Below are 20,615 nucleotides of genomic sequence, written 5' to 3'. Positions count from 1 at the left end.
AGCCTGTCCGCTCCATTCATCTTCAGGCCGGTCGCCACGATGTTGCTGACGATCGGGCTGGCGCTGGCGGGCGGGATTTCCTACTTCCTGCTGCCGATAGCGCCGCTGCCGCAGGTGGATTTCCCGACGATCTCGGTGACGGCCAGCCTGCCCGGCGCCGCGCCCGACACCATGGCGGCGACCGTGGCCACGCCGCTGGAGAGGTCGCTGGGCGCCATTGCCGGCGTCAACGAGATGACATCGAGTTCGAGCCTGGGCAGCACGCGCATCACGCTGCAGTTCGATCTGAGCCGTACGGTGGACAGCGCGGCGCGCGACGTGCAGGCGGCGATCAACGCGGCGCGCACCATGCTGCCGTCGGGCATGCCCAGCAACCCGACGTATCGCAAGATCAATCCGGCCGATGCGCCCATCCTGATGCTGGCGCTCACGTCCGATTCGCTCACGCGCGGACAGATGTATGACGCGGCCTCGACGGTGCTGGCGCAGAAGCTCTCGCAGGTCGAGGGCGTGGGGCAGGCGTCGGTGCAAGGGGGAGCGCTTCCCGCCGTGCGCGTGGAGCTCGATCCGGTGCGGCTCGCATCCAATGGCGTGTCGTTGGAGCAGGTGCGCAACGCGATATCCGCGACGAATGCGAATCGGCCGCTCGGGGCTGTCGAGAGGGAAGATCACTACTGGCAGGTAGCGGCCAACGACCAGGCGCGCGTGGCCGCGGACTATGCGCCGCTCGTGCTGACCTGGTCCAACGGCAACGCCATCCGGCTCAAGGACGTGGCCGAGGTGTCGGATTCCGTGCAGGACGTTCGCAACTATGGCGTCATGAACGGCAAGCCCGCGATCCTGCTGCAGGTATTCAAGCAGCCCGAGTCCAATATCCTCGAGGCGGTGAACCGGGTTCGCGCGCTGCTCCCGCAGCTCGAGGCGTCGATCCCCGCAGCCATCGACATCACCATCGTCTCCGACCGGACCCCCACGCTGCGCGCATCGGTGGTGGAGGTCGAACGGGCGCTCGTCATCTCGATAGGGCTGGTGATCCTGGTGGTGTTCCTGTTCCTGCGCAATCTGCGCGCCACGCTGATCCCGGCGGTGGCCGTGCCGGTGTCGCTCATGGGCACTTTCGGGGTGATGTACCTGTGCGGCTACACGCTCGACAATCTCTCGCTCATGGCGTTGACCGTGGCCACGGGCTTCGTCGTGGACGACGCCATCGTGGTGCTGGAGAACGTGATGCGCCACATGGAGAAGGGCAAATCGGCTCTTCGCGCCGCGCTCGATGGCGCGCGCGAGATCGGCTTTACCGTGGTGTCGATGAGCCTGTCCCTGATCGCGGTCTTCGTGCCCATCATGTTCATGGGCGGCATCGTCGGGCGTTTCTTCCGCGAATTCGCCGTGGTGATGTCCTCGGCCATCCTGGTGTCCATGCTGGTGTCGCTGACCACCACTCCGATGATGTGCGCGGCGCTGCTGCGCACGCCGAAGGAGCTGGAGCGAAAGCGCAGGAAGGCGCGCGGCCGCCTGGGGCTGGCGTGGGACCGTTTTTCGGCAGCCATCGGCAGGGCGGAAGACCGCTCCATGGTCGTCTATCGCCAATCGCTCGCATGGTGCCTGCGCCATCAGCCGCTGGTGCTCTTGATCCTGTTGGGCGTGATTGCGCTGAACGTGCAGCTTTACCGTGTGATCGAAAAAGGCTTCATTCCCGACCAGGATACCGGCCGCGTGATGGGCTTCATCCGGGCGGACCAGGCCAGCTCGTTCCAGGCGATGGAGCGGCGAATCAGGCGCTTTCTGGCCATCGTCCAGCAAGACCCGGCGGTGGAATATGTGACAGGCTTCACCGGCGGTGGCCAGCGCAATTCGGCAAACATGTTCATGTCGCTCAAGCCGCTGGCCGAGCGCAAGGTCTCGTCGGATGAGGTCATCAACCGGCTGCGCGAGAAGCTCAAGGACGAGCCGGGCGCGCGCCTTTTCATGATGAAGCAGACAGACGTACGCATCGGCGGCAGGCAGAGCATGGCGTCCTATGAATACACGCTCCAGGCCGACGATATCCAGGACCTGCGCACCTGGGAGCCGCGCATCCGGCAGGTGCTCTCGGCCTTGCCGGAGCTGGAGGACGTGAACAGCGACGTGCAGGACTATGGACTGCAGACTTCGCTGGTCATCGACCGGGACGCCATCGCGCGCCTGGGGCTGACCATGGCGCAGGTCGATTCCACGCTCAATGACGCGTTCGGACAGAGGCAGGTCGGCGTGATCTACAACCCGCTGAACCAGTACCGTGTGGTCATGGAGGCCGCGCCGCGCTTTTTGCAGAGTCCGGAGACCTTGCGCGGGTTCTTCTTCGTCAACCAGTCCGGCGAACAGGTCCCGCTCACGGCGTTCGCCAGGATCACCACCACGAACACGCCGCTGGCGGTCAGCCATCAGGGCGGAACGCCGGCGAGCACGGTGAGCTACAGCCTCGCTCCGGGTGTTTCGCTGTCGCAGGCCAATGACGCCATCCGCAAGGCGGTGGCCGATCTGGGCGTGCCGGTGTCGGTGCGCGGCAGCTTCAGCGGTACGGCGGGCGCATTCCAGCAGGCGCTGGCAGGCCAGCCGCTGCTGATCCTGGCCGCCATCATCACGATCTATCTGGTGCTGGGCATTCTCTACGAGAACCTGGTGCATCCGATCACGATTCTCTCGACATTGCCCTCCGCGGGCGTTGGCGCGCTGCTGGCGCTCATGCTGTTCAGGACGGAGTTTTCGCTGATCGCCTTCATCGGCGTGATCCTGCTGATCGGGCTGGTGAAGAAGAACGCCATCATGATGATCGACTTTGCCCTTGCGCGCGAAAAGGGCGGCCACGTCACGCCGGTGCAGGCGATCTACCGCGCCTGCGATTTGCGCCTTCGCCCCATTCTCATGACCAGCCTGGCCGCGATTTTCGGAGCGCTGCCGCTGGCGCTCGGGCGCGGTGACGGGGCAGAGCTGCGCCAGCCGCTTGGTATCGCCATCGTGGGCGGACTGATCGTGAGCCAGCTTCTCACGCTCTACACCACGCCAGTGGTCTATGTGCTGCTCGAGCGCCTGCGCAACCGTGTGGTGGGCGGCTGGAGCCGGCGCCCGGGATGGCTGCGCCGCGCGGACCCTGCGGTCCCGCGGCCGCTGGCCCGGGCGGGGGAAGGAAGAACGTGAAAACCGGAAAGAATTTCATGAAAAGACCGTTTGTCCCGGGGCTGCTGGCGGCGGCGCTGCTGCTGGCGGGGTGCTCCACGCAGGAGCCTTTGCAGCGCCCCGCGCTGGAGGTTCCCGAGCACTTCAAGGAAGCGGCGAACCTGAGCGCCGATGCCGGCCTGTGGGTGCCGGCGCGCACGGGCCTCGCTGGTGCCGCCGCCCCGGTGCCGCGGCGCTGGTGGGAACTCTACGACGACGCCACCTTGAACCAGTTGCAGGCACAGGCGCAGTCGGGCAGCCCGACCCTCGCGCAGGCGGCGGCGCGCGTGCGATCGGCCCAGGCTGCCGTGGACAGCAGCCGCGCGTCGATGTTTCCCACGCTTGGCGCGACGGGAAGCGGCTCGCGCGCGCGTACGGGCGGCGGCACGTACTCCAACTCATCGGGCGAGAACGTGGCGCGCGGCGGCAGCATCAACAACACCTATTCGCTGGGCCTGAATGCGAGCTGGGAATTGGACCTGTGGGGGCGTGTCTCGGGCGCGGTCAGCGCCAGCGAAGCCAGTGCCGAGGCCAGCCGCTTCGATCTGGCGGCGGCGCGGCTGTCGCTGGAGGCCTCCGTGGCCCAGACCTATTTCTCGCTGCGCGCGGCCGAGGCCCAGCAGCGCCTGCTCAAAGAGACCCTGGCCGCCTATGAGCAAAGCTGGCAGCTCACCATCAACCGATACCGCTCCGGCGTGGTGTCTTCCGCCGACGTGGCCCAGGCGGAATCGCAATACAAGAGCACCCAGGCGCAATGGATAGAGTCGCAATCCACGCGCGCGCAACTGGAGCATGCGCTGGCCGCGCTGCTCGGCAAGGCGCCGGCGGACTTCAGCCTTGCAGATACCGGCGTGCTGCCCACGCCGCCGAGGGTGCCTGCCATGCTGCCGTCGCAGTTGCTGGAGCAGCGCCCCGACATCGCCTCCGCCCAGCGCAGCGCGGCTGCCGCGAATGCGCAGGTGGGCGTGGCGCGGGCGGCGTATTTCCCGTCGCTCACGCTGTCGGCCACGGCAGGCTATCGCAATTCCACGCTCTCGGACTTGCTGAGCCTGCCCAACCTGTTCTGGTCGCTGGGCCCGTCGCTCGCGCTGACGCTGTTCGACGGCGGAGCGCGCTCGGCGGCGGTTGAATCAGCGCGCGCGCAGCTCGATCTGGCCTCGGCCAACTACCGGCAAACGGTGATCACCGCGTTGCAGGAGGTGGAGGACAACCTGGTGGCTGCAGGCTCGCTGACCGAGGAGCTGAAGGCGCAGACCGAGGCGGCCGCGGCCGCGCGCAAGGCGCTTACCGTGACCAGCAACCAATACAAGGCGGGCATCGTTGCCTACTTGAACGTGCTGTCGGCGCAGACCACGGTCCTGAGCGCGGAGCGCAATCTGATCGATTTGCGCAACCAGCGGCTGGCCGCCGTGAATACGCTGCTCAAGAACGTGGCGGGCAACTGGGACGAGGCGGTATCGGCGGACTGAGCGCGAGGCGTCAATTAGCCGCCGTCCACCTCGAAGGATTCACGCAGGGCCTGTGCGAACGCCGGGCTGCCGCTCAGGGTCAGCGTGACCGTCGTGTTGCCGTGGGCGGCGGCGCTCAGCCGAAGCTGCCGCTGGTGTGGATCGAAGGATGCTGCCAGCGGTTGCCCCAGGTCGTCCTGGGCGCAGAGGTCGTAGTCCCAGTCCGCGCCATCCTCCAGCGCGCCGCGCCTGCCGGGGAACCTGCTCGCGGCCCATTGCAGCAGGGCCTCGATCTCCGACGTGAGCGCGGGCAGGCGCGCGGCGGCCACGCTTGCCATCGCATCCCAGGCGCCGTTGCCGTCTTCATCTTCGCTGTAATCAAAAATCAGATAGTCGAGAACTTGTGCCACGTCGGTCGCTTCGTGCTGGAAAATGACAGCCTGTCATTTTCACCCGAACAGCGGGGCCGGATTCTTTCGGCTTCGCTCCAGCCATGCGCACTACAGGCACAACTTCATTCGATCCGGCGGCGGTGGTCATCGCGCAAGAATTGCAATTGGGTTTTCCGGGCGGCCCGCTGCTGTCCTGTCCCGCCCATGCGTGGCCCGCCGGCCTGCACCTGGTCCAGGGCGGCGAGGGCGTGGGCAAGACGGCATTGCTGTGTACGCTGGCCGGCGACATCGAGCCACGCGGCGGCACATTGAAATATGGATGCGATGCGGCTGCCGATGTGTTCTGGCGGCATCCTCGGTCCGTACCGGACGAGCGCTCGCTGCAGGCCACGTGCCACGACTGGGTGCGGCAGCGTTCAAGGTCCTTCCCGAAGTGGTCCGCAAAGGATTTTGAACGTCATGCCGAAGGGCTGGATTTGCAGGTGCATCTGCACAAGCCGCTGCTGGCGCTTTCCACGGGTTCGCTGCGCAAGCTGTGGATGGCGGCAGCATGGGCCAGCGGCGCGGCGCTTACCCTGATCGACGAGCCATTGGCGGCACTCGACAAAGCCTCCATCCAGTACGTGCAGGACACGCTCAACGAGTTCAGGCTGGCAAATCAGCAGGCGCGGGACGGCGAGGCCTCCCGCTGCATGATCGTCGCGCATTGGGACGAAATGCAGCGCGTGGATTGGGACGGCGTGCTCACGTTGGCCTGAGCGCCATCGCCTCAGCCGAGCAGTTTCCTGAGCTGATAGAGCGCGTCCAGCGCCTCGCGCGGGCTCAGCGCGTCGGGGTTGATTCCGGCCAGCGCCAGTTCCACCTGGCTGACCTCTGCATGGGGCGGCTCGGGCGGCGGCGCGAACAGATCGACTTGCAGATCGTCCTCGCCCGCGCGGGCCTCCAGCGTTTCGAGCGCATGGCGCGCATGGTTGATGACCGCGGCGGGCACTCCGGCCAGCTTGGCCACCTGGATACCATAGCTGCGGCTGGCCGGGCCGGGCTGGATCTCGTGCAGGAAAACGATGTCGCTTCCCGACTCGGTTGCGCCGACATGCACGTTCATGGCGTGCTGGTGGCGCGCTGAGAGTTCGGTCAGCTCGAAATAGTGCGTGGCGAAGAGCGAGAACGCCTTGGTGCGGTCGTGCAGATGGGTGGCGATGCCGCTGGCCAGCGCCAGGCCGTCGAAGGTGCTGGTGCCGCGGCCGATCTCGTCCATGAGAACCAGTGAGTGCGGCGTGGCGCTGTGCAGTATCTGCGCGGCCTCGGTCATCTCCAGCATGAAGGTCGATTGCGCGTTGGCGAGATCGTCGGCCGCGCCGATGCGGGTGTGGATGGCGTCGATCGGCCCCAGCCTGCATGCGGCGGCGGGCACGTATGAGCCCATGCTGGCGAGCAGCACGATCAGCGCCACCTGCCGCATGTAGGTCGATTTACCGCCCATGTTGGGGCCGGTGATGATCTGCATGCGCGTGTTGGCGTTCAGCCGCGTGTTGTTGGGGATGAATGCGCCGGATGAAGTTTCCGCCAGCCGCGCCTCGACGACCGGATGGCGGCCGGCTTCGATGTCGATGCAGGGCTCCGGCACGAATTGCGGCGCGCACCAGTTCAGCGTGAGCGAGCGCTCGGCCAGCGCGCACAGCACGTCCAGCGTGGCAAGCGCCTGCGCCAATTGCGTGAGGGCGGGCACATGCGCCTGCAGCCGGTCGAGAATCTGCTCATAGAGAAACTTCTCGCGCGCTAGGCCGCGCTCCTGCGCGGAAAGCGCCTTGTCTTCGAACGCCTTGAGCTCCGGCGTGATGAAGCGCTCGGCGTTCTTGAGCGTCTGGCGGCGGCGGTAGTTGTCGGGCACCCGCTCGAGATAGCTGGAGGTGACTTCGATATAGAAGCCATGCACCTTGTTGAACTGCACGCGCAGGTTGGGAATGCCGGTGCGCTCCTTCTCCTGCGTTTCCAGCTCCAGCAGAAAGCTGTCGCAATTGTTCTGGATGCCGCGCAGCTCATCGAGCTCGGCGTCAAAGCCGGGCGCGATCACACCGCCATCGCGTACCAGCGCGGCGGGCTCTTCCATGATCGCGGCCCGGAGCAACTGCGTGCAGTCCGAGGGTGGAGCCAGATGCTCGAACACCCTGGCAAGAAGCGCATCGGGCGCCTTGGGAAACTGTGCAAGCAGCGCTGATTTTTCGAGCGTGCGGCCCAGCGCGACGAGCTCGCGCGGGCGTACCTGGCGCAATGCGATGCGCGCCGTGATGCGCTCCACGTCGGCCACGCCACGCAATTGATCGCGCAGCATCCGCCATGGGCCGTCGCCCGAGCCCGGTCCGCGCAGAACGCCGATGGCCGCGTGTCTCTCGCGCGCGTCGGCGCGGTCGCGCCCAGGCTCCAGCAGCCAGGTCTTGAGCGTGCGGCTGCCCATGCCGGTCATGCAGGCGTCCAGCAGCGAGAACAGGGTGGGCGAGTCTTCTCCGCGCAGCGTTTTCGTGAGCTCGAGATTGCGGCGCGTGGTGACGGGCAGGTTGATCAACTGATCGTTGCGCTGAACGCGCACACCATGCACGTGCGTGAGCGCGCGGCCCTGCGTGTGTTCGGCATAGGTGAGCAGGGCGGCGGCGGCGGCGTGCGCCTGCGTCAGGCCTTGCGCGTTCCAGGCCTGGAGGCTCGCGGCGCCCAGGTGTTCGAGCAGCTTGCGCTCGCCCAGCGCGCCGTCGAACTGCCAGTCGGGCCTGAGACTCAGGGGGCAACTGAAAAGTCCGGACTGTCGCAGTTGCATGAGCTGCTGCTCGAAGCGCTCTGTCACGCCCGCGCTGTAGATCACTTCGCTGGGTGCGATGCGCGCGATCCATTGGGCAACCTCGTCATGCGAGCACTCGGCCAGATGCACCAGCCCCTGCGTCACGCTGAACCAGGCCAGCCCCGCCTTTGCGCGCGGCCCCTGGTGCAGCGACAGCAGAAGCGATTCGCTCTTGTCGGAAAGCAGCTCGCTGTCCGTGAGCGTGCCGGGCGTGACCACGCGAACGACCTTGCGCTCGACCGGGCCCTTGCCCGCGCCCACTTCGCCCACCTGCTCGGCGATCGCCACCGATTCGCCCATCTTGATCAGGCGGCCGAGGTAGTTCTCCAGCGCATGAAACGGCACGCCGGCCATGGTGACCGGCTGCCCGCCGGACTGGCCGCGCTGGGTGAGCGTGATGTCCAGAAGCCGCGCGGCCTTTTCCGCGTCGCCGTAGAAAACTTCGTAGAAATCACCCATGCGGTAGAACAGCAGCGTATCGGGATGCCGGGCCTTGAGCGCGAGATACTGCTGCATCATGGGCGTGTGGGCGCTCCAATCAGTTTCCGCGAGCTCTGGTTTCTGTCCTGATTTTTCGTTCATTGCAATGTCGTTCACTGACCGGTACTTTTTTCTCAAAGACGGTATTGTCCGCGACCGCGCATGGGGCGGCCGTGCCCGTTGGCGGTCATCCAGGTTGAGGGCCGGCCCGGCGGTCCTCGACGGTGAAGCCGGCGAGGTCATATGCCGCGGATTGCGGGTCCAGCGGATCGGTGATCGCGCGCAGGGTGGCTCGCCAGCGCTGCGGCGTGATGTCGCACAGTCCGTAGCCGCGCTCTTCGCAGCGGGCCAGCAGCACGTGCGGGTTGATGCGCCGCACGGCATCCACCTTGGCCTGCGTGGTGCCCGAGCGCGATGTGATCGATGTCCCGCAGAATTCGCTGGCGATCACGCGGGATGATTTTCCATCCACGGCACGGGCGTTCACGGCCTCGATGTTGCAGACATAGTTCTGGTGTATGTCTCCGCCAAGGAACACGGTGTTGCGCGGAGGCGTCCTGTCGATGGCCCGAATGAGCCGGTCGCGCGCTGCGGGATAGCCGTCCCAGCTATCGGTGGAGCGGGTGCCGCTGGGGTAGTGGCGTGGCGAGAAGAGTGTCTGCTGGGCGACCACGCTCCAGCGGAACGCGCGGCTGGCGGCGTCGTCGGCGATGCCCTGGGTGAGCCAGCTTTCCTGCTCGTATCCCAGAAAGCTGCGCGCGGGGTCGAGCAGCTCGGGGCATTTGTCGGGATGTACGGCGGCCGCGCTGGAACTGCCGGGTTTGCGGCAGGCCTGGCGGTCGCGGTACTGGCGCGCATCGAGTACGTGAAAGCGGGCAAGCCGCCCCCACTGGATGCGCCTGAAAAGTTGCAGGCTGTGGAATCCGTCGTGGCGCAGGCTGGAGGCGCGCAGCGGCATGTGCTCGTAGAAGGCCTGCCACGCGGCGGTACGCATGAGCAGCAGATCGGCGGTCATGCCGTCGCGGCCGTAGTTGCCGGTGTAGTCGTTCTGGACTTCGTGGTCGTCCCAGGTCACCACCCAGGGCGCGACGGCGTGCGCGGCCTGCAGGGCGGGGTCGCTCTTGTGCAGTGCGTAGCGTGCGCGGTAGTCTTCCAGCGATCGGGGCAGAGGCAGGGTATGCACGCGGGCCAGGCCTTCGGGGTGTGCTGGCGATGCGTATTCATAGATGTAGTCGCCCAGGAACAGCACCAGATCGGGCTGGTCGGCGCAGGCATGCCGCCAGGCGCAATAGAAGCCGTGCTCCCAGCGCTGGCACGAGGCATATACGACACGCAGCCGCTGCGGCATCTCGCCGGGGGCGGGCGCGGTTCGTGTTCTGCCGATGGGGCTGACGGCATCCGCGTGCATGAAACGATAGAAGTACCAGCGGCCAGGCTGCAGGCCGCCGACCTCGACGTGCACGCTGTGTGCGAACGAGGGGTCGGCGCTGGCGGCGCCGCTTGCGCTGATGCGCCGGAACGACTCGTCTTCGGCGACTTCCCATCGCACGGTCTGCGCCCCCATCCACGGGATATCCGGCAGGCTGGCGGGATGGGCGGCCGAGCCGGGCACGGGCGTCAGCCGGGTCCAGATCACGAATCCGTCGGAAAGGGGATCGCCGCTGGCCACGCCAAGGCTGAAGGGGTTGTGTTGCAGTAGCGCCGTGTTCGACCATGCCCACCGTGGCAGCGAGCCCATGGCGGCGCATTGCGCCGCGCGGGCGAGCCATTGGCGGCGGTCGAGCGTTGCGGGCATGTTGAAAAGGCGGTTCGGCATGGCGGAGTCGGTCACAATGGAGCTGGATGAGGGCCGGATGATTTTGCAGCCGGGGCTGCCGTGTTCGTCACGGTAGCGGCTGCGCTGCTTAAGTCAAGCGGCGGCAAGCACTCCCGCGAGCCATTTCCCTTGCATTTCCCTTGCGCAGGCCACGGGCTTTGCAATCCGGCACAGCCGCATGTCCATGAAGGACAAACTGCACCGGAGGATGTTTTATCGTCTCGAATTCGAGCACATCGCCTCCGGGGCAACCTACAATTCCGCATTCAGTGCACCCGAGACCATGAAGATTCTCATCTCCAATGACGACGGCTACCAGGCGCCGGGTATCGTCGCGTTATATGAAGCGCTCAAGACCATTGCCGATGTCGAGGTCGTCGCGCCTGAACACAACAACAGCGCCAAATCGAATGCGCTGACCCTGCATTCCCCCCTGTATGTCCACAAGGCGGCCAACGGCTTCCGCTATGTGAACGGAACGCCCGCCGATTGCGTGCATATCGCGCTCACGGGACTGCTCGGCTACAAGCCGGATCTGGTCGTCGCCGGCATCAACAACGGCGCCAACATGGGGGACGACACCATTTATTCGGGCACCGTGGGGGCTGCGATGGAAGGGTATCTGTTCGGGATTCCGGCCATTGCGTTTTCGCAGGTCGACAAGGGTTGGGGTGAAATCGATGCGGCGGCGGCCAAGGCGCGCGAGTTCGTGCAGCAACTCGAGGCCGGAAAGCATCTGGGCGGCGTGCCGTGGCTGCTCAACGTGAACATTCCCAACATGCCGCTCGAGGCGCTCAAGCCTGTGCGCGTATGCCGGCTTGGCCGTCGGCATGCGGCCGAGCGTGTCATCGAGCAGCAAAGCCCGCGGGGGGACCTCATGTACTGGATCGGCAGCGCCGGTCCGGCGCTCGACGAGGCCGAAGGGACCGACTTCCATGCCACCGCGCATGGTCATCTTTCCATGACGCCGCTGAAGGTCGATCTGACGGATCACGAACGCATTGGCTACTGGGGGCAGATGCTCGCCCAAGGGGCGGGTGAGCGTTCGCGGGAGGGGAGCGCATGAGCCAGCGCCGACCGGGTTTCCCGGCCCGCCTGCCATCGGCCGTGCCGCAACCATCGATCGCCAGGCCGGCACTCAAGCTTGCGGGCATGCAGGGAAGCGGCGTGGCTGCCGCGCCGGTGGGCGTGGGGCTCGATTCCGTGGCAGTGCGCGCTCGCATGGTGCGGCGCCTTTCCGAGTCGGGGATCACGAATCCTCCGGTGCTCTCGGCGATGGGAATGATCGAGCGGCACAGATTTGTTGACAGTGCGCTCGTCAATCAGGCATATGAAGATACAAGTTTGCCGATAGGCTTGGGGCAGACCATTTCAAAACCTAGTATCGTGGCGCGTATGGCTGAATTGCTGCTGGGCGCGCCTGCCGTCAAGACGCAAGGGCTGGGCAGGGTTCTCGAGATCGGCACGGGATGCGGCTATCAGGCCGCGGTCCTGGGCCGGATCGCCAAGGAGGTGTACACCATCGAGCGGCTTCGCGCGTTGCACGAAAAGGCTCGGGAGAACCTGCGCCCTTTGAGAATCTCCAACGTCCACCTCATCCTGGGAGACGGCATGCTGGGATATCCCAAAGGCGCGCCGTACGCGGCCATCATTTCGGCCGCCGGTGGCGAGAACCTGCCCCAGCAATGGTGTGATCAATTAGCCGTGGGCGGCCGTCTTGTGGCGCCCATGGCAGGCCCGGGGGGCAAGCAGATACTGCTCGTGGTGGACAAGACCACGGCGGGACTCAAGCAGACCATCCTGGAGGCCGTCAATTTCGTCCCCCTAAAATCGGGGGTCGCGTGAAGGAACGTTGTTATGAATATGTCGCGTAGTCTTGTAGCTTGGGCTTGTGTTGCATCCGCCGCCGCGTTGCTGGCGGGTTGCGGCAGCACGTCGGTGAACAGGGCTCCCGTGGAAGATCGAGGCACCTCGGCAGGAGCCGCGCAAGGTTCGGCAGAGACGGGCACCCCGGCCATCGATCCGAAGACCCTGCCCGGATATGAAAACATGGGCAAGCCCGGTTACTACACGGTCAAGCCCGGCGATACGCTGATCCGCATCGGTCTTGAGCATGGCCAGAGCTGGAAGGATATTGCCCGCTGGAGCAATCTCGAGAATGCCAACGTGATTGAAGTGGGACAGGTACTGCGCGTCATTCCGCCCGGAGCCTCCGCTGAATCGGGTGCGGTTACACGCCCCGTGGCGTCGGCCGGCGTTCCAGCAAGCGCTCCCGCGCCCAGCGCCAGCACGCCCAAGGCGTCGGCCAGTGCGCCCGTGGCGTCGGCGCCCGTGCCTGCTCCGGTTCCCGCACCCGCTCCGGCACCTGCGGCCGGCAGCGATGAAATGAACTTCATGTGGCCTGCGAACGGTTCGCTGGTGGCTGGTTTCGACGAGGCGCGCAACAAGGGCTATGACATCAGCGGCAAGGCGGGAGATCCGGTCCTGGCCGCTGCGGACGGGCGGGTGGTGTATGCCGGGGCAGGCCTGCGGGGTTACGGCAACCTGATCATCCTTAAGCACAACAACACCTTCCTGACGGCGTATGCGCACAACCAGACGTTGCTGGTGAAGGAAGACCAGAACGTCCGCAAGGGGCAGAAGATTGCAGAGATGGGCAGCACCGATACCGATCGCGTGAAGCTGCACTTCGAAATCCGCCGCCAGGGCAAGCCGGTGGATCCATCGCGCTACCTGCCTTCCCGTTGATCCCCTGGATTGGCCGCATTGGCAAGCAGACGAAAAAACAGCTCGACCGCGCCGCGGCCCGGCAGCGGGCTGGATCCTGAGTCCGGCCCGCATGGCGCGGTTGGCGGTCTGTCCGCATCTTCAGCCGAGTGCGCCGTGGGCGCCCCCGATGCGGACGAAGACGGCGAGGGTGACTCCCCGGCCGAAATCGAGGTACGCGAATTCGTCGTTTCCTCCGGGCAGCACCAGATCCGCGTCGACAAGGTGATGGCGGACCTGGTTCCTGAATTCTCGCGCAGCTATCTGCAGCAATTGCAGGCGGCGGGGGCGGTGGAGATCAATGGCCGCCAGGCCGCAAAGCCTTCCGTCAAGGTGGCAGCGGGCGACCTCCTGCGGATCGAAATGCGGCCCACGCAGCAGAGCCAGGCCTTCAAGGCCGAGGATCTGCCGATCGACGTGGTGTATGAGGATGAGCATCTGCTGGTGGTGAACAAGCCCGCTGGCCTGGTGGTTCATCCGGCCGCGGGCAACTGGAGCGGCACGCTGCTCAACGCGCTGCTCGGCCGCGACGAGCAGGCCAGGGCGCTGCCGCGTGCGGGCATTGTCCACAGGCTCGACAAGGACACCAGCGGCCTCATGGTCGTGGCCCGCACCCGAAGCGCCATGGACGCGCTGGTGCGCATGATTGCCGCGCGCGAGGTGAGCCGCCAGTATCTGGCCATCGGCTGGCGTGCGTGGGCTGGCGCTGTGGTGCGGCATGTGAATGCGCCTGTCGGGCGGGATCCGCGCAACCGCTTGCGCATGGCGGTGGTTGATCTCGAGCGTCATCCAGGCAAGACCGCGCAAACCGATATCGAGTTGCTCGACAACTGCGCGGAGGGTTGCCTCGTGCGCTGCACGCTGCATACCGGCCGTACGCACCAGATTCGCGTGCACATGGCATCCATCAACCATCCCTTGCTGGCCGATTCGCTATACGGCGGCGCGGCCGTGGAGGCGATCGCCAGGCAGGCGCTGCATGCTTTCCGGCTGTCGTTCGTTCATCCCGCCACGGGCGAGCCGATGGTGTTTCACTCCGGACTGCCCGCCGATATGCGCGCGGCGCTTGATTTCTGGGGCCTGCGCTACAATGCGGGGCAGGGATTGTCTGAGTGAATTCTCGCTGGCCCTGTTGGCGAAAGCCGGCATGCGCCGAGGTATCGCCGGCTCGGGCGCCGAGAGAGTCGGTTGGCCATGCAGATCGGCTGCCGGAATCGCGTGGACTGTCCCTCCGACCCGGCAATACTGTTGATGCCCTGCCTGAGTTGGGTTCAGGCTTGGTGTCCGACGCGGCTTGCGGGCCATGCTGAATCAGCCCCCATGAGCCGCGGGTGCCTTTGCCAGGGCCTGGCCAGCATCGTCCCGGCGCTGCAGGTGTTCTCCTCATTCGAGTCGTCGCCCGAACGTGGCGGCCATCTTTTTCCGGAATTGCGGAACCATGAATACGTTGGATGCCAAACGGGTCCTTGAAACGGCATTGATCTGCGCGCAACAGCCGGTGACGGTGCGCGAGATGCGGACATTGTTCGAAGATGCGCTGGGCGCCGATACGATCAAGAATCTGCTCTCGCAGTTGCAGCTGGACTGGACGCAGCGCGGCGTGGAGCTTGTGCCGGTGGCGACCGGATGGCGCTTCCAGAGCCGCCCGGAGATGCGGGAGTATCTCGATCGCCTGCATCCGGAGAAGCCGCCGCGCTATACCCGGGCGACTCTGGAGACGTTGGCCATCATCGCCTACCGTCAGCCCGTCACACGGGGTGATATCGAAGATATTCGAGGCGTCACGGTCAACAGCCTGATCATCAAGCAGTTGGAAGATCGGGGCTGGGTCGAGGTGATCGGCCATCGAGAGACCGTCGGCCGCCCTTCGTTGTTCGCCACGACACGGCAGTTCCTGGATGACCTGGGGCTGCAGTCGCTCGACCAGTTGCCGGTGCTGGAAAATCCGGCTGCCCAGTCCGCGATGCTGGATGCGCTCGGCGGTGAAAGTCCGGAAGAATCCGCCCAGGGAGACCTGCTGGACGCACCGGCCCACGATGGGGCTGGAGCGGGCGGCGATGGCCCGGCGCAGTCCACGGCGTCGGCGGAGCCGGTTCAGGGTAATGACCTCTTCGCGGTGATGGAAGAGGAGACGGCACCGGCGTTCGAAGCGAATCTGGAGAGCGAGCCAGGTCAGGCGGAAGATCCGCAGGAGCCTGAAGAAATCATGCAGCCGCAGGGTGCGGCTGATGTGGAAATTGACGACACCTTGCCTGACGCGCACGTCCAGGCAGGTGTCATGGATACAGAAAGCGAAATGCCTCAGGGCGAAAGCGTTGCACAGGAATCGGTTGAAGACAGCGGCCCGCCGGATGCGCAATCCGGCGAACCTCCGGCCTTCGGCGAGGATGATGACGCGGGAAAAAACAAATGAAAGAATCCACCAAGAAAACTGCAGACCAGCAGAGCGCCGAATTACCGGCGGCAGCGGCGGACGCGGGAGCGCCCGAGGCGAAAAAGCCCCGCGCCCCGCGCACCCCTCGTGCTCCCCGCGCTGTCAAGCCCAAGGCCGCCAAGGAGGCCGGGGGCACGGAGTCCGAGCCTTCCGTCGCGGCGGAACCCGATGTGCGGGCGCCAACGCAGCCAGCGCATCCGCTGCCGCCGCAAGACACTCCATCCGAAGACCGGGCCGATGTCGCGCCGCCCTCTCCAGGGGCGGGGGAGGGCGAATCGAACGATCCCGTGGCCGGACAGGAAAGCGTGGGCGGCGGCAATGCGCCGCGCAGGCGCGAACACGGCAATCGGCGCGATGGCGGCAGAGGCAACGAACAAGGCGGGCGGCGTCGCCCCGACGGCCGCGCGCAGCGCAATACCGAAGACAACGAGGGCTATCGGTTCGCCGACGTGGTTTCCGGCCAGCTCGACCGCGATGAGGATGACGAGGCCATTGCGCCCGCCAAGCGCGTGCTGCCTCCGCAGGCTGAAACGCCCAAGCTGCACAAGGTGCTGGCGCAGGCTGGCGTCGGCTCGCGCCTCGAAATGGAGCAGTTGATTCTGGAAGGCCGTATTTCGGTCAACAACGAGCCGGCCCACATCGGCCAGCGCGTGCAGTTTGGCGATCAGGTCAAGATCAACGGCAAGCCGATCCGTTTTCGCATCGAGCCGCCGCCGGTGCGCGTGCTGGCGTATCACAAGCCGGTGGGCGAAGTCGTCACGCATGACGATCCGCAGAATCGTCCGACGGTGTTCCGCAGGCTGCCGCGCCTCATGCAAGGCAAGTGGCAGTCGGTTGGCCGCCTGGATTTGAATACCGAAGGCCTGCTGCTGTTTACCAGTTCCGGTGAACTGGCCAACAAGCTGATGCATCCGCGCTTCGGGCTGGAGCGTGAATACGCTGTCCGCGTCCTTGGCGCCTTGAGCGCCGAGGAGAAGGAGCGCCTGCTTGCCGGTGTGCAGCTGGAAGACGGCATGGCCAGCTTCGGCTCCATCGATGATGGCGGCGGCGAGGGTGCGAACCAGTGGTATCGCGTGACTATCTCCGAAGGCCGCAACCGCGAAGTGCGCCGTCTGTTCGAAGCCGTCGGCCACGCGGTGAGCCGCCTGATCCGCATTCGCTACGGTGCGATGATGCTGCCGCGCGGCCTCAAGCGCGGCGCGTTCATGGAGCTGGACGAGCGTGACATCCGGGCGCTGATGCAGGCCGCGGGTGCGGGCGGCATGATCGATGCGCGGGCGCGTAGCGACGGCGGCAGCCGCCCCGGCCAGCGCCGCGATAGCCGTCCGCGCAACAGCGGGCCGCGCGCGGCGATGGGCAACGGCGGCAGCGGCGGCAATAGCAGCGGACGCGGCAATCGCGGAAACCAGGGCGCTCAGGGCCGCAGCAGGAAGTCGGGTGGCGCGGGCTCGCAGCCTGACCCGATGAAGACATCGGTGGGATACATCGGCAGCGACAGCTTCTCGCGCCAGCGCCAGCAGCAGCGCAATTCGGGGCGCCGTCGCGACCGTTGACCGGATGGCGGGGCGCCGGGAGTGGGGCGTGTGCCAGGATGCTGTCATTGCAGCTTCATGACACGGCGCATTTCCCCTGCCGCCACGCCCCCAATCGAATATGGCTTCGCCAGGGGACTTGCGAAAAGCTAGAATATCCGGTTTTGCTCCCGGGGAATTTATCTGTACGGGCTGGATCGGCAGGTGCAGGGCTCCCGGGCAAAAAAGTCCCCATATCAACAGGAAATCCTCATGGCTATCGAACGTACCCTCTCCATCATCAAGCCCGACGCAGTTGCAAAGAACGTGATCGGCCAAATCTACGCCCGCTTCGAAGCTGCCGGCCTGAAGGTCGTGGCCGCTCGCATGGCCCACCTGTCGCGCCTGGAGGCCGAGCAGTTCTACGCTGTTCACAAGGAACGCCCCTTCTTCAAGGATCTGGTGGATTTCATGATCTCCGGCCCCGTGATGATCCAGGCCCTGGAAGGCGAGAACGCCATCCTCAAGAACCGTGAACTGATGGGCGCCACGGATCCCAAGAAGGCCGCTCCCGGCACCATCCGCGCCGACTTTGCCGACAGCATCGACGCCAATGCAGTGCACGGCTCGGACGCCGCTGAAACCGCCGCAGTGGAAGTGGCATTCTTCTTCCCTGGCATGAACGTTTATTCCCGTTGATCCATCGGGAACCGCACGGCCTTTGAGGTGTCTCAATGGTCCGTGCGATCTGGATTTTTTGAAACTTCTCTCCCGCGTGGACATGGACTGGTTTTGTTATGACCACGAATCTTCTCGACTTTGACTTGAATGGGCTCACCGCTTTTTGCGAGGGGCTGGGGGAGAAGCGCTTTCGCGCCACGCAGCTGTTTCGCTGGATTCACCAGCGCGGAGCAAGCGATTTCGACCAGATGAGCGATCTGGCCAAGTCGCTGCGCGAGAAGCTGCGCGGCTGCGCGCACGTCACGGCGTTGCCCGTGGTGACCGAGCACATTTCCGCCGACGGCACGATCAAGTGGCTGTTCGACGTGGGGGATGGCAATGCGGTCGAATCAGTTTTCATTCCCGAGGATGACCGCGGCACGCTGTGCGTCTCCTCGCAGGCCGGTTGCGCGGTGGGGTGCCGCTTTTGCTCGACGGGGCATCAGGGCTTCAGCCGCAATCTCACGACCGGCGAGATCATCGCCCAGCTCTGGTATGCGGAGCATTTCCTGCGCAAGCGCTTCGGCACCGATGAACGCGTCATCTCCAACGTGGTGATGATGGGCATGGGCGAGCCGCTGCAGAACTATTCCGCCCTGGTGCCCGCGTTGCGCACCATGCTGGATGACCACGGATACGGCCTCTCGCGGCGCAGGGTAACGGTATCCACCTCCGGCGTCGTGCCGTTCATGGACCGGCTGGCGCAGGATTGTCCGGTGGCTCTGGCGGTGTCGCTGCACGCGCCCAACGATGCGCTGCGCGACAATCTGGTGCCGCTCAACCGCAAATATCCGCTCAAGGAACTGTTGCAGGCCTGCAACCGCTATCTGGAGCATGCTCCACGTGATTTCATTACTTTCGAATATTGCATGCTCGAGGGTGTGAACGATCAAAAGGAACATGCGCAGCAATTGATTGATCTGGTGCGCGGCCAGGGTGCGGACGGCGTATCCTGCAAATTCAACCTGATCCCGTTCAACCCGTTTCCGGCGTCGGGGCTCAAGCGCTCCAGCGCAGCCCAGGTGACGGCTTTTTCAAAAATGTTGTCCGACGCGGGTATCGTTACGACGGTGCGCAAGACGCGCGGCGACGATATCGACGCGGCCTGCGGCCAACTGGCTGGCGATGTGCGCGACCGGACCCGGGTTGAACAGCGCATGGCCAAGCTCAGGACCATTGAAATCAAGCCAACTGCTTGAGGTGATATACATAAGGGAGTCAGTATGAATGGATGGGGCGTTGGATGGCGGCGTGCGGCTCTGACGGGGCTGGGTGCATCGACGGTGCTCGCCGCTGCCATGAGTCTTGGCGGCTGCTCCTCCATGAATACTTCCGCTGTCGAAGCCGAGAAGGATACGGTCTCCGCCGATGGCGAGACTGACGTGCGCCGCCGCGCGCGCATCCGCCTGGAGCTGGCCGCCAGCTATCTGCAGCGCGGGCAGACATCGGTCGCGCTGGAGGAAACGCGCCAGGCGCTCACGACGGATCCCAGGTTCACCGATGCCTACCACCTGCGCGGGCTCATCTACATGCAGATGGGCGACCTGAATCTGGCGGAGGAAAACCTGCAGAAGGCCCAGGGCATGCGCCCCAACGACCCCGACATCATGCACAACATGGGTTGGCTGCAGTGCCAGAAGCAGCAATATGCACAGGCCGATGAGCTGTTCGACAGGGCCCTGTCCATTCCCACCTACATGGACCGGAACAAGACGCTGATGTCCAAGGGCGTGTGCCTTGTGCGATCGGGCAAGCCCGACGAGGCCGAGCCCGTCCTGCAGAAGGCCTATGAGTTCGATGCGGCCAATCCGATCCTCGGCTATGAGTTGGCGCAGCTGAAGTTCCAGAAAGGGGATGCGAAGCATGCCCAGTTCTATATCCGCCGTGTGAACAACGGAAACTTCGCCACCGCCGATTCGCTGTGGCTGGGCATCAAGGTCGAGCGTGCCCTGGGGGATCAGCCGGCGGTGCGCCAGTTGGCCGGCCAGCTGCACAAGCGGTTCCCGGATTCCAGGCAGGCGCTGGCCTATGAGAGAGGTGCTTTCAATGAGTGAGCAGGTGGGTTTGGGGACGCAGGCGCCCGAGGACAACGCGGGCGAAGGCTTCGGCCCCACGGGCGTGACCGCCGGCGCCTTGATGCGCCAGGCGCGCGAGTCCTACGGCGTGCATCCGGAGGCCTTGGCGGTCGCGCTGAAAGTGTCTGTCAGCAAGATAGAAGCGCTGGAAGCGGACCGCTACGACGAGTTTCCGGACAATGTCTTCATGCGCGCGCTGGCCGCAAGCGTCTGCCGCACGCTCAAGATCGATGCGGCGCAGGTGCTGGCCTTGCTGCCTTCGGGCGCGCCGCAGCCCCTGCAGGTGACACGCGGGCTGAACGCATCCTTCAAGGATCCCACGATCCGCTTCAAGTCCGAGTCCGTGCTGGAGACGCCCAGCAAGTCGCGATGGGTGCTTGTTGCCGTTGCAGTGCTGTTGGTGGGAGCGTTGGCCGTGGCCTTCTTTCCGCGCAAGGAACCGGGCCAGGATTCAGCGGGTGCGGTGGCCGTGTCCGGGCATGTGGGCGGCAGCGCCGTGGATGGCGGCGAACCCGTGGCGGCGGTTGAGCCAGGCACGGAGGCCGCGCCAGCGGCTGAATCGCCCACCGGCACGGAACCTGCCGTCGTTGCCGCTGCAACCCGGAGCGTGACGGCCCCGGCGGCGGCGCTGGATGGGGCCAGTGCGCCAGTGCTGGCCGCCGCCGCACCGGCAGCCCCGGGAAGCGCTCCGCTGCCTGCGGGCGATCCCGACAAGGTGCTGGAAGTCCGCGCCCGGGAGCCATCCTGGATCAAGATCGTGAGCGCCGTCAATGGCGTCGTGCTCCAGCGTGAGCTGGCGGCGGGCGAAAGCGTCGTGGCGACGGGAGCTCCTCCATTCAACGTGACGGTCGGCCGCCCCGATGCGACCGATGTGATCATTCGCGGCCAACCCATGTCCATGGCCGGTTATGCGCACGGCAGGGTCGCGCGCTTTGAGGTGAAGTGAAG

General features: G+C 65.5%; 16 protein-coding genes. 13 read left to right on the top strand and 3 right to left on the bottom strand.

The features are described from left to right. Nucleotides 1-39: 39 nt before the first annotated feature. Together ABWP92_RS01055 and ABWP92_RS01050 are read left to right on the top strand one after the other, a co-directional pair. Nucleotides 40-3,177 (top strand): efflux RND transporter permease subunit, encoded by a 3,138-nt coding sequence (locus ABWP92_RS01055; RefSeq protein ID WP_353233521.1) that lies wholly within the window; start codon nt 40-42, stop codon nt 3,175-3,177. 17 nt (nt 3,178-3,194) lie between these two features. Then, complete coding sequence (locus ABWP92_RS01050; protein WP_353233484.1) at nt 3,195-4,664, top strand: efflux transporter outer membrane subunit; 1,470 nt, start codon at nt 3,195-3,197, stop codon at nt 4,662-4,664. A 14-nt stretch (nt 4,665-4,678) separates the two neighbouring features. Here ABWP92_RS01050 and ABWP92_RS01045 read toward each other — a convergent pair whose 3' ends face one another. Continuing rightward, nucleotides 4,679-5,053 carry a hypothetical protein gene (locus tag ABWP92_RS01045; RefSeq protein ID WP_353233483.1) on the bottom strand — a complete coding sequence of 125 codons (375 nt, stop codon included), beginning with the start codon at nt 5,051-5,053 and terminating at the stop codon, nt 4,679-4,681. Between the two features lie 83 nt (nt 5,054-5,136). On the opposite strand from ABWP92_RS01045, the gene ABWP92_RS01040 reads away from it, so the two are divergent. Then, nucleotides 5,137-5,793 carry an ATP-binding cassette domain-containing protein gene (locus ABWP92_RS01040; protein ID WP_353233482.1) on the top strand — a complete coding sequence of 219 codons (657 nt, stop codon included), beginning with the start codon at nt 5,137-5,139 and terminating at the stop codon, nt 5,791-5,793. Between the two features lie 11 nt (nt 5,794-5,804). Here ABWP92_RS01040 and mutS read toward each other — a convergent pair whose 3' ends face one another. Together mutS and ABWP92_RS01030 are read right to left on the bottom strand one after the other, a co-directional pair. Further along, nucleotides 5,805-8,447: a DNA mismatch repair protein MutS gene (gene mutS, locus ABWP92_RS01035; protein ID WP_353233481.1), complete on the bottom strand. Its 2,643-nt coding sequence runs from the start codon at nt 8,445-8,447 to the stop codon at nt 5,805-5,807. A gap of 85 nt (nt 8,448-8,532) precedes the next feature. Continuing rightward, a complete protein-coding gene (locus ABWP92_RS01030; RefSeq protein WP_502907428.1) occupies nt 8,533-10,161 on the bottom strand; it encodes an alkaline phosphatase D family protein in 1,629 nt (542 codons plus the stop codon). Between the two features lie 283 nt (nt 10,162-10,444). On the opposite strand from ABWP92_RS01030, the gene surE reads away from it, so the two are divergent. From surE to ABWP92_RS00980, 10 genes are all read left to right on the top strand, one after another. Further along, entirely contained in the window at nt 10,445-11,227 is a 783-nt protein-coding gene (gene surE, locus ABWP92_RS01025) for a 5'/3'-nucleotidase SurE (RefSeq protein ID WP_353233480.1), read from the top strand. Beyond that, a complete protein-coding gene (locus ABWP92_RS01020; RefSeq protein ID WP_353233479.1) occupies nt 11,224-12,006 on the top strand; it encodes a protein-L-isoaspartate(D-aspartate) O-methyltransferase in 783 nt (260 codons plus the stop codon). The genes surE and ABWP92_RS01020 overlap by 4 nt, the downstream gene beginning before the upstream one ends. 12 nt (nt 12,007-12,018) lie before the next feature. Next, complete coding sequence (locus ABWP92_RS01015) at nt 12,019-12,909, top strand: peptidoglycan DD-metalloendopeptidase family protein (protein ID WP_353233478.1); 891 nt, start codon at nt 12,019-12,021, stop codon at nt 12,907-12,909. A 135-nt stretch (nt 12,910-13,044) separates the two neighbouring features. Then, nucleotides 13,045-14,043 (top strand): RluA family pseudouridine synthase, encoded by a 999-nt coding sequence (locus ABWP92_RS01010; protein WP_353233477.1) that lies wholly within the window; start codon nt 13,045-13,047, stop codon nt 14,041-14,043. Nucleotides 14,044-14,365: 322 nt separating this feature from the next. Next, nucleotides 14,366-15,340 carry an SMC-Scp complex subunit ScpB gene (gene scpB / locus ABWP92_RS01005; protein WP_353233476.1) on the top strand — a complete coding sequence of 325 codons (975 nt, stop codon included), beginning with the start codon at nt 14,366-14,368 and terminating at the stop codon, nt 15,338-15,340. Continuing rightward, nucleotides 15,337-16,914 (top strand): pseudouridine synthase, encoded by a 1,578-nt coding sequence (locus ABWP92_RS01000; protein WP_353233475.1) that lies wholly within the window; start codon nt 15,337-15,339, stop codon nt 16,912-16,914. Before scpB ends, ABWP92_RS01000 begins: the two co-directional genes overlap by 4 nt. A gap of 231 nt (nt 16,915-17,145) precedes the next feature. Beyond that, on the top strand, nt 17,146-17,571 hold the full coding sequence (ndk, locus tag ABWP92_RS00995) for a nucleoside-diphosphate kinase (protein ID WP_187596465.1): 426 nt from the start codon (nt 17,146-17,148) through the stop codon (nt 17,569-17,571). Nucleotides 17,572-17,669: 98 nt separating this feature from the next. Further along, a complete protein-coding gene (rlmN, locus tag ABWP92_RS00990; protein WP_353233474.1) occupies nt 17,670-18,791 on the top strand; it encodes a dual-specificity RNA methyltransferase RlmN in 1,122 nt (373 codons plus the stop codon). Between the two features lie 24 nt (nt 18,792-18,815). After that, nucleotides 18,816-19,646 (top strand): type IV pilus biogenesis/stability protein PilW, encoded by an 831-nt coding sequence (pilW, locus tag ABWP92_RS00985; protein ID WP_502907427.1) that lies wholly within the window; start codon nt 18,816-18,818, stop codon nt 19,644-19,646. Continuing rightward, complete coding sequence (locus tag ABWP92_RS00980; RefSeq protein ID WP_353233472.1) at nt 19,639-20,613, top strand: helix-turn-helix domain-containing protein; 975 nt, start codon at nt 19,639-19,641, stop codon at nt 20,611-20,613. The genes pilW and ABWP92_RS00980 overlap by 8 nt, the downstream gene beginning before the upstream one ends. Nucleotides 20,614-20,615: the final 2 nt, after the last annotated feature.

It is taken from the genome of Diaphorobacter ruginosibacter (genome assembly GCF_040396215.1).
Lineage (GTDB): Bacteria > Pseudomonadota > Gammaproteobacteria > Burkholderiales > Burkholderiaceae_C > Diaphorobacter_A > Diaphorobacter_A ruginosibacter_A.
This window is presented reverse-complemented; position numbering and strand designations above follow the sequence as displayed.

What these genes read in the sequence shown, in the direction of transcription:
- ABWP92_RS01055 (WP_353233521.1), top strand. Translation starts at nt 40, where the DNA reads ATGTTGCTGACGATCGGGCTGGCGCTGGCGGGCGGGATTTCCTACTTC.
- ABWP92_RS01050 (WP_353233484.1), top strand. Translation starts at nt 3,195, where the DNA reads ATGAAAAGACCGTTTGTCCCGGGGCTGCTGGCGGCGGCGCTGCTGCTG.
- ABWP92_RS01040 (WP_353233482.1), top strand. Translation starts at nt 5,137, where the DNA reads ATGCGCACTACAGGCACAACTTCATTCGATCCGGCGGCGGTGGTCATC.
- mutS (WP_353233481.1), bottom strand. Translation starts at nt 8,447, where the DNA reads ATGAACGAAAAATCAGGACAGAAACCAGAGCTCGCGGAAACTGATTGG.
- ABWP92_RS01030 (WP_502907428.1), bottom strand. Translation starts at nt 10,161, where the DNA reads ATGCCGAACCGCCTTTTCAACATGCCCGCAACGCTCGACCGCCGCCAA.
- surE (WP_353233480.1), top strand. Translation starts at nt 10,445, where the DNA reads ATGAAGATTCTCATCTCCAATGACGACGGCTACCAGGCGCCGGGTATC.
- ABWP92_RS01020 (WP_353233479.1), top strand. Translation starts at nt 11,224, where the DNA reads ATGAGCCAGCGCCGACCGGGTTTCCCGGCCCGCCTGCCATCGGCCGTG.
- ABWP92_RS01015 (WP_353233478.1), top strand. Translation starts at nt 12,019, where the DNA reads ATGAATATGTCGCGTAGTCTTGTAGCTTGGGCTTGTGTTGCATCCGCC.
- scpB (WP_353233476.1), top strand. Translation starts at nt 14,366, where the DNA reads ATGAATACGTTGGATGCCAAACGGGTCCTTGAAACGGCATTGATCTGC.
- ABWP92_RS01000 (WP_353233475.1), top strand. Translation starts at nt 15,337, where the DNA reads ATGAAAGAATCCACCAAGAAAACTGCAGACCAGCAGAGCGCCGAATTA.
- ndk (WP_187596465.1), top strand. Translation starts at nt 17,146, where the DNA reads ATGGCTATCGAACGTACCCTCTCCATCATCAAGCCCGACGCAGTTGCA.
- rlmN (WP_353233474.1), top strand. Translation starts at nt 17,670, where the DNA reads ATGACCACGAATCTTCTCGACTTTGACTTGAATGGGCTCACCGCTTTT.
- pilW (WP_502907427.1), top strand. Translation starts at nt 18,816, where the DNA reads ATGAATGGATGGGGCGTTGGATGGCGGCGTGCGGCTCTGACGGGGCTG.
- ABWP92_RS00980 (WP_353233472.1), top strand. Translation starts at nt 19,639, where the DNA reads ATGAGTGAGCAGGTGGGTTTGGGGACGCAGGCGCCCGAGGACAACGCG.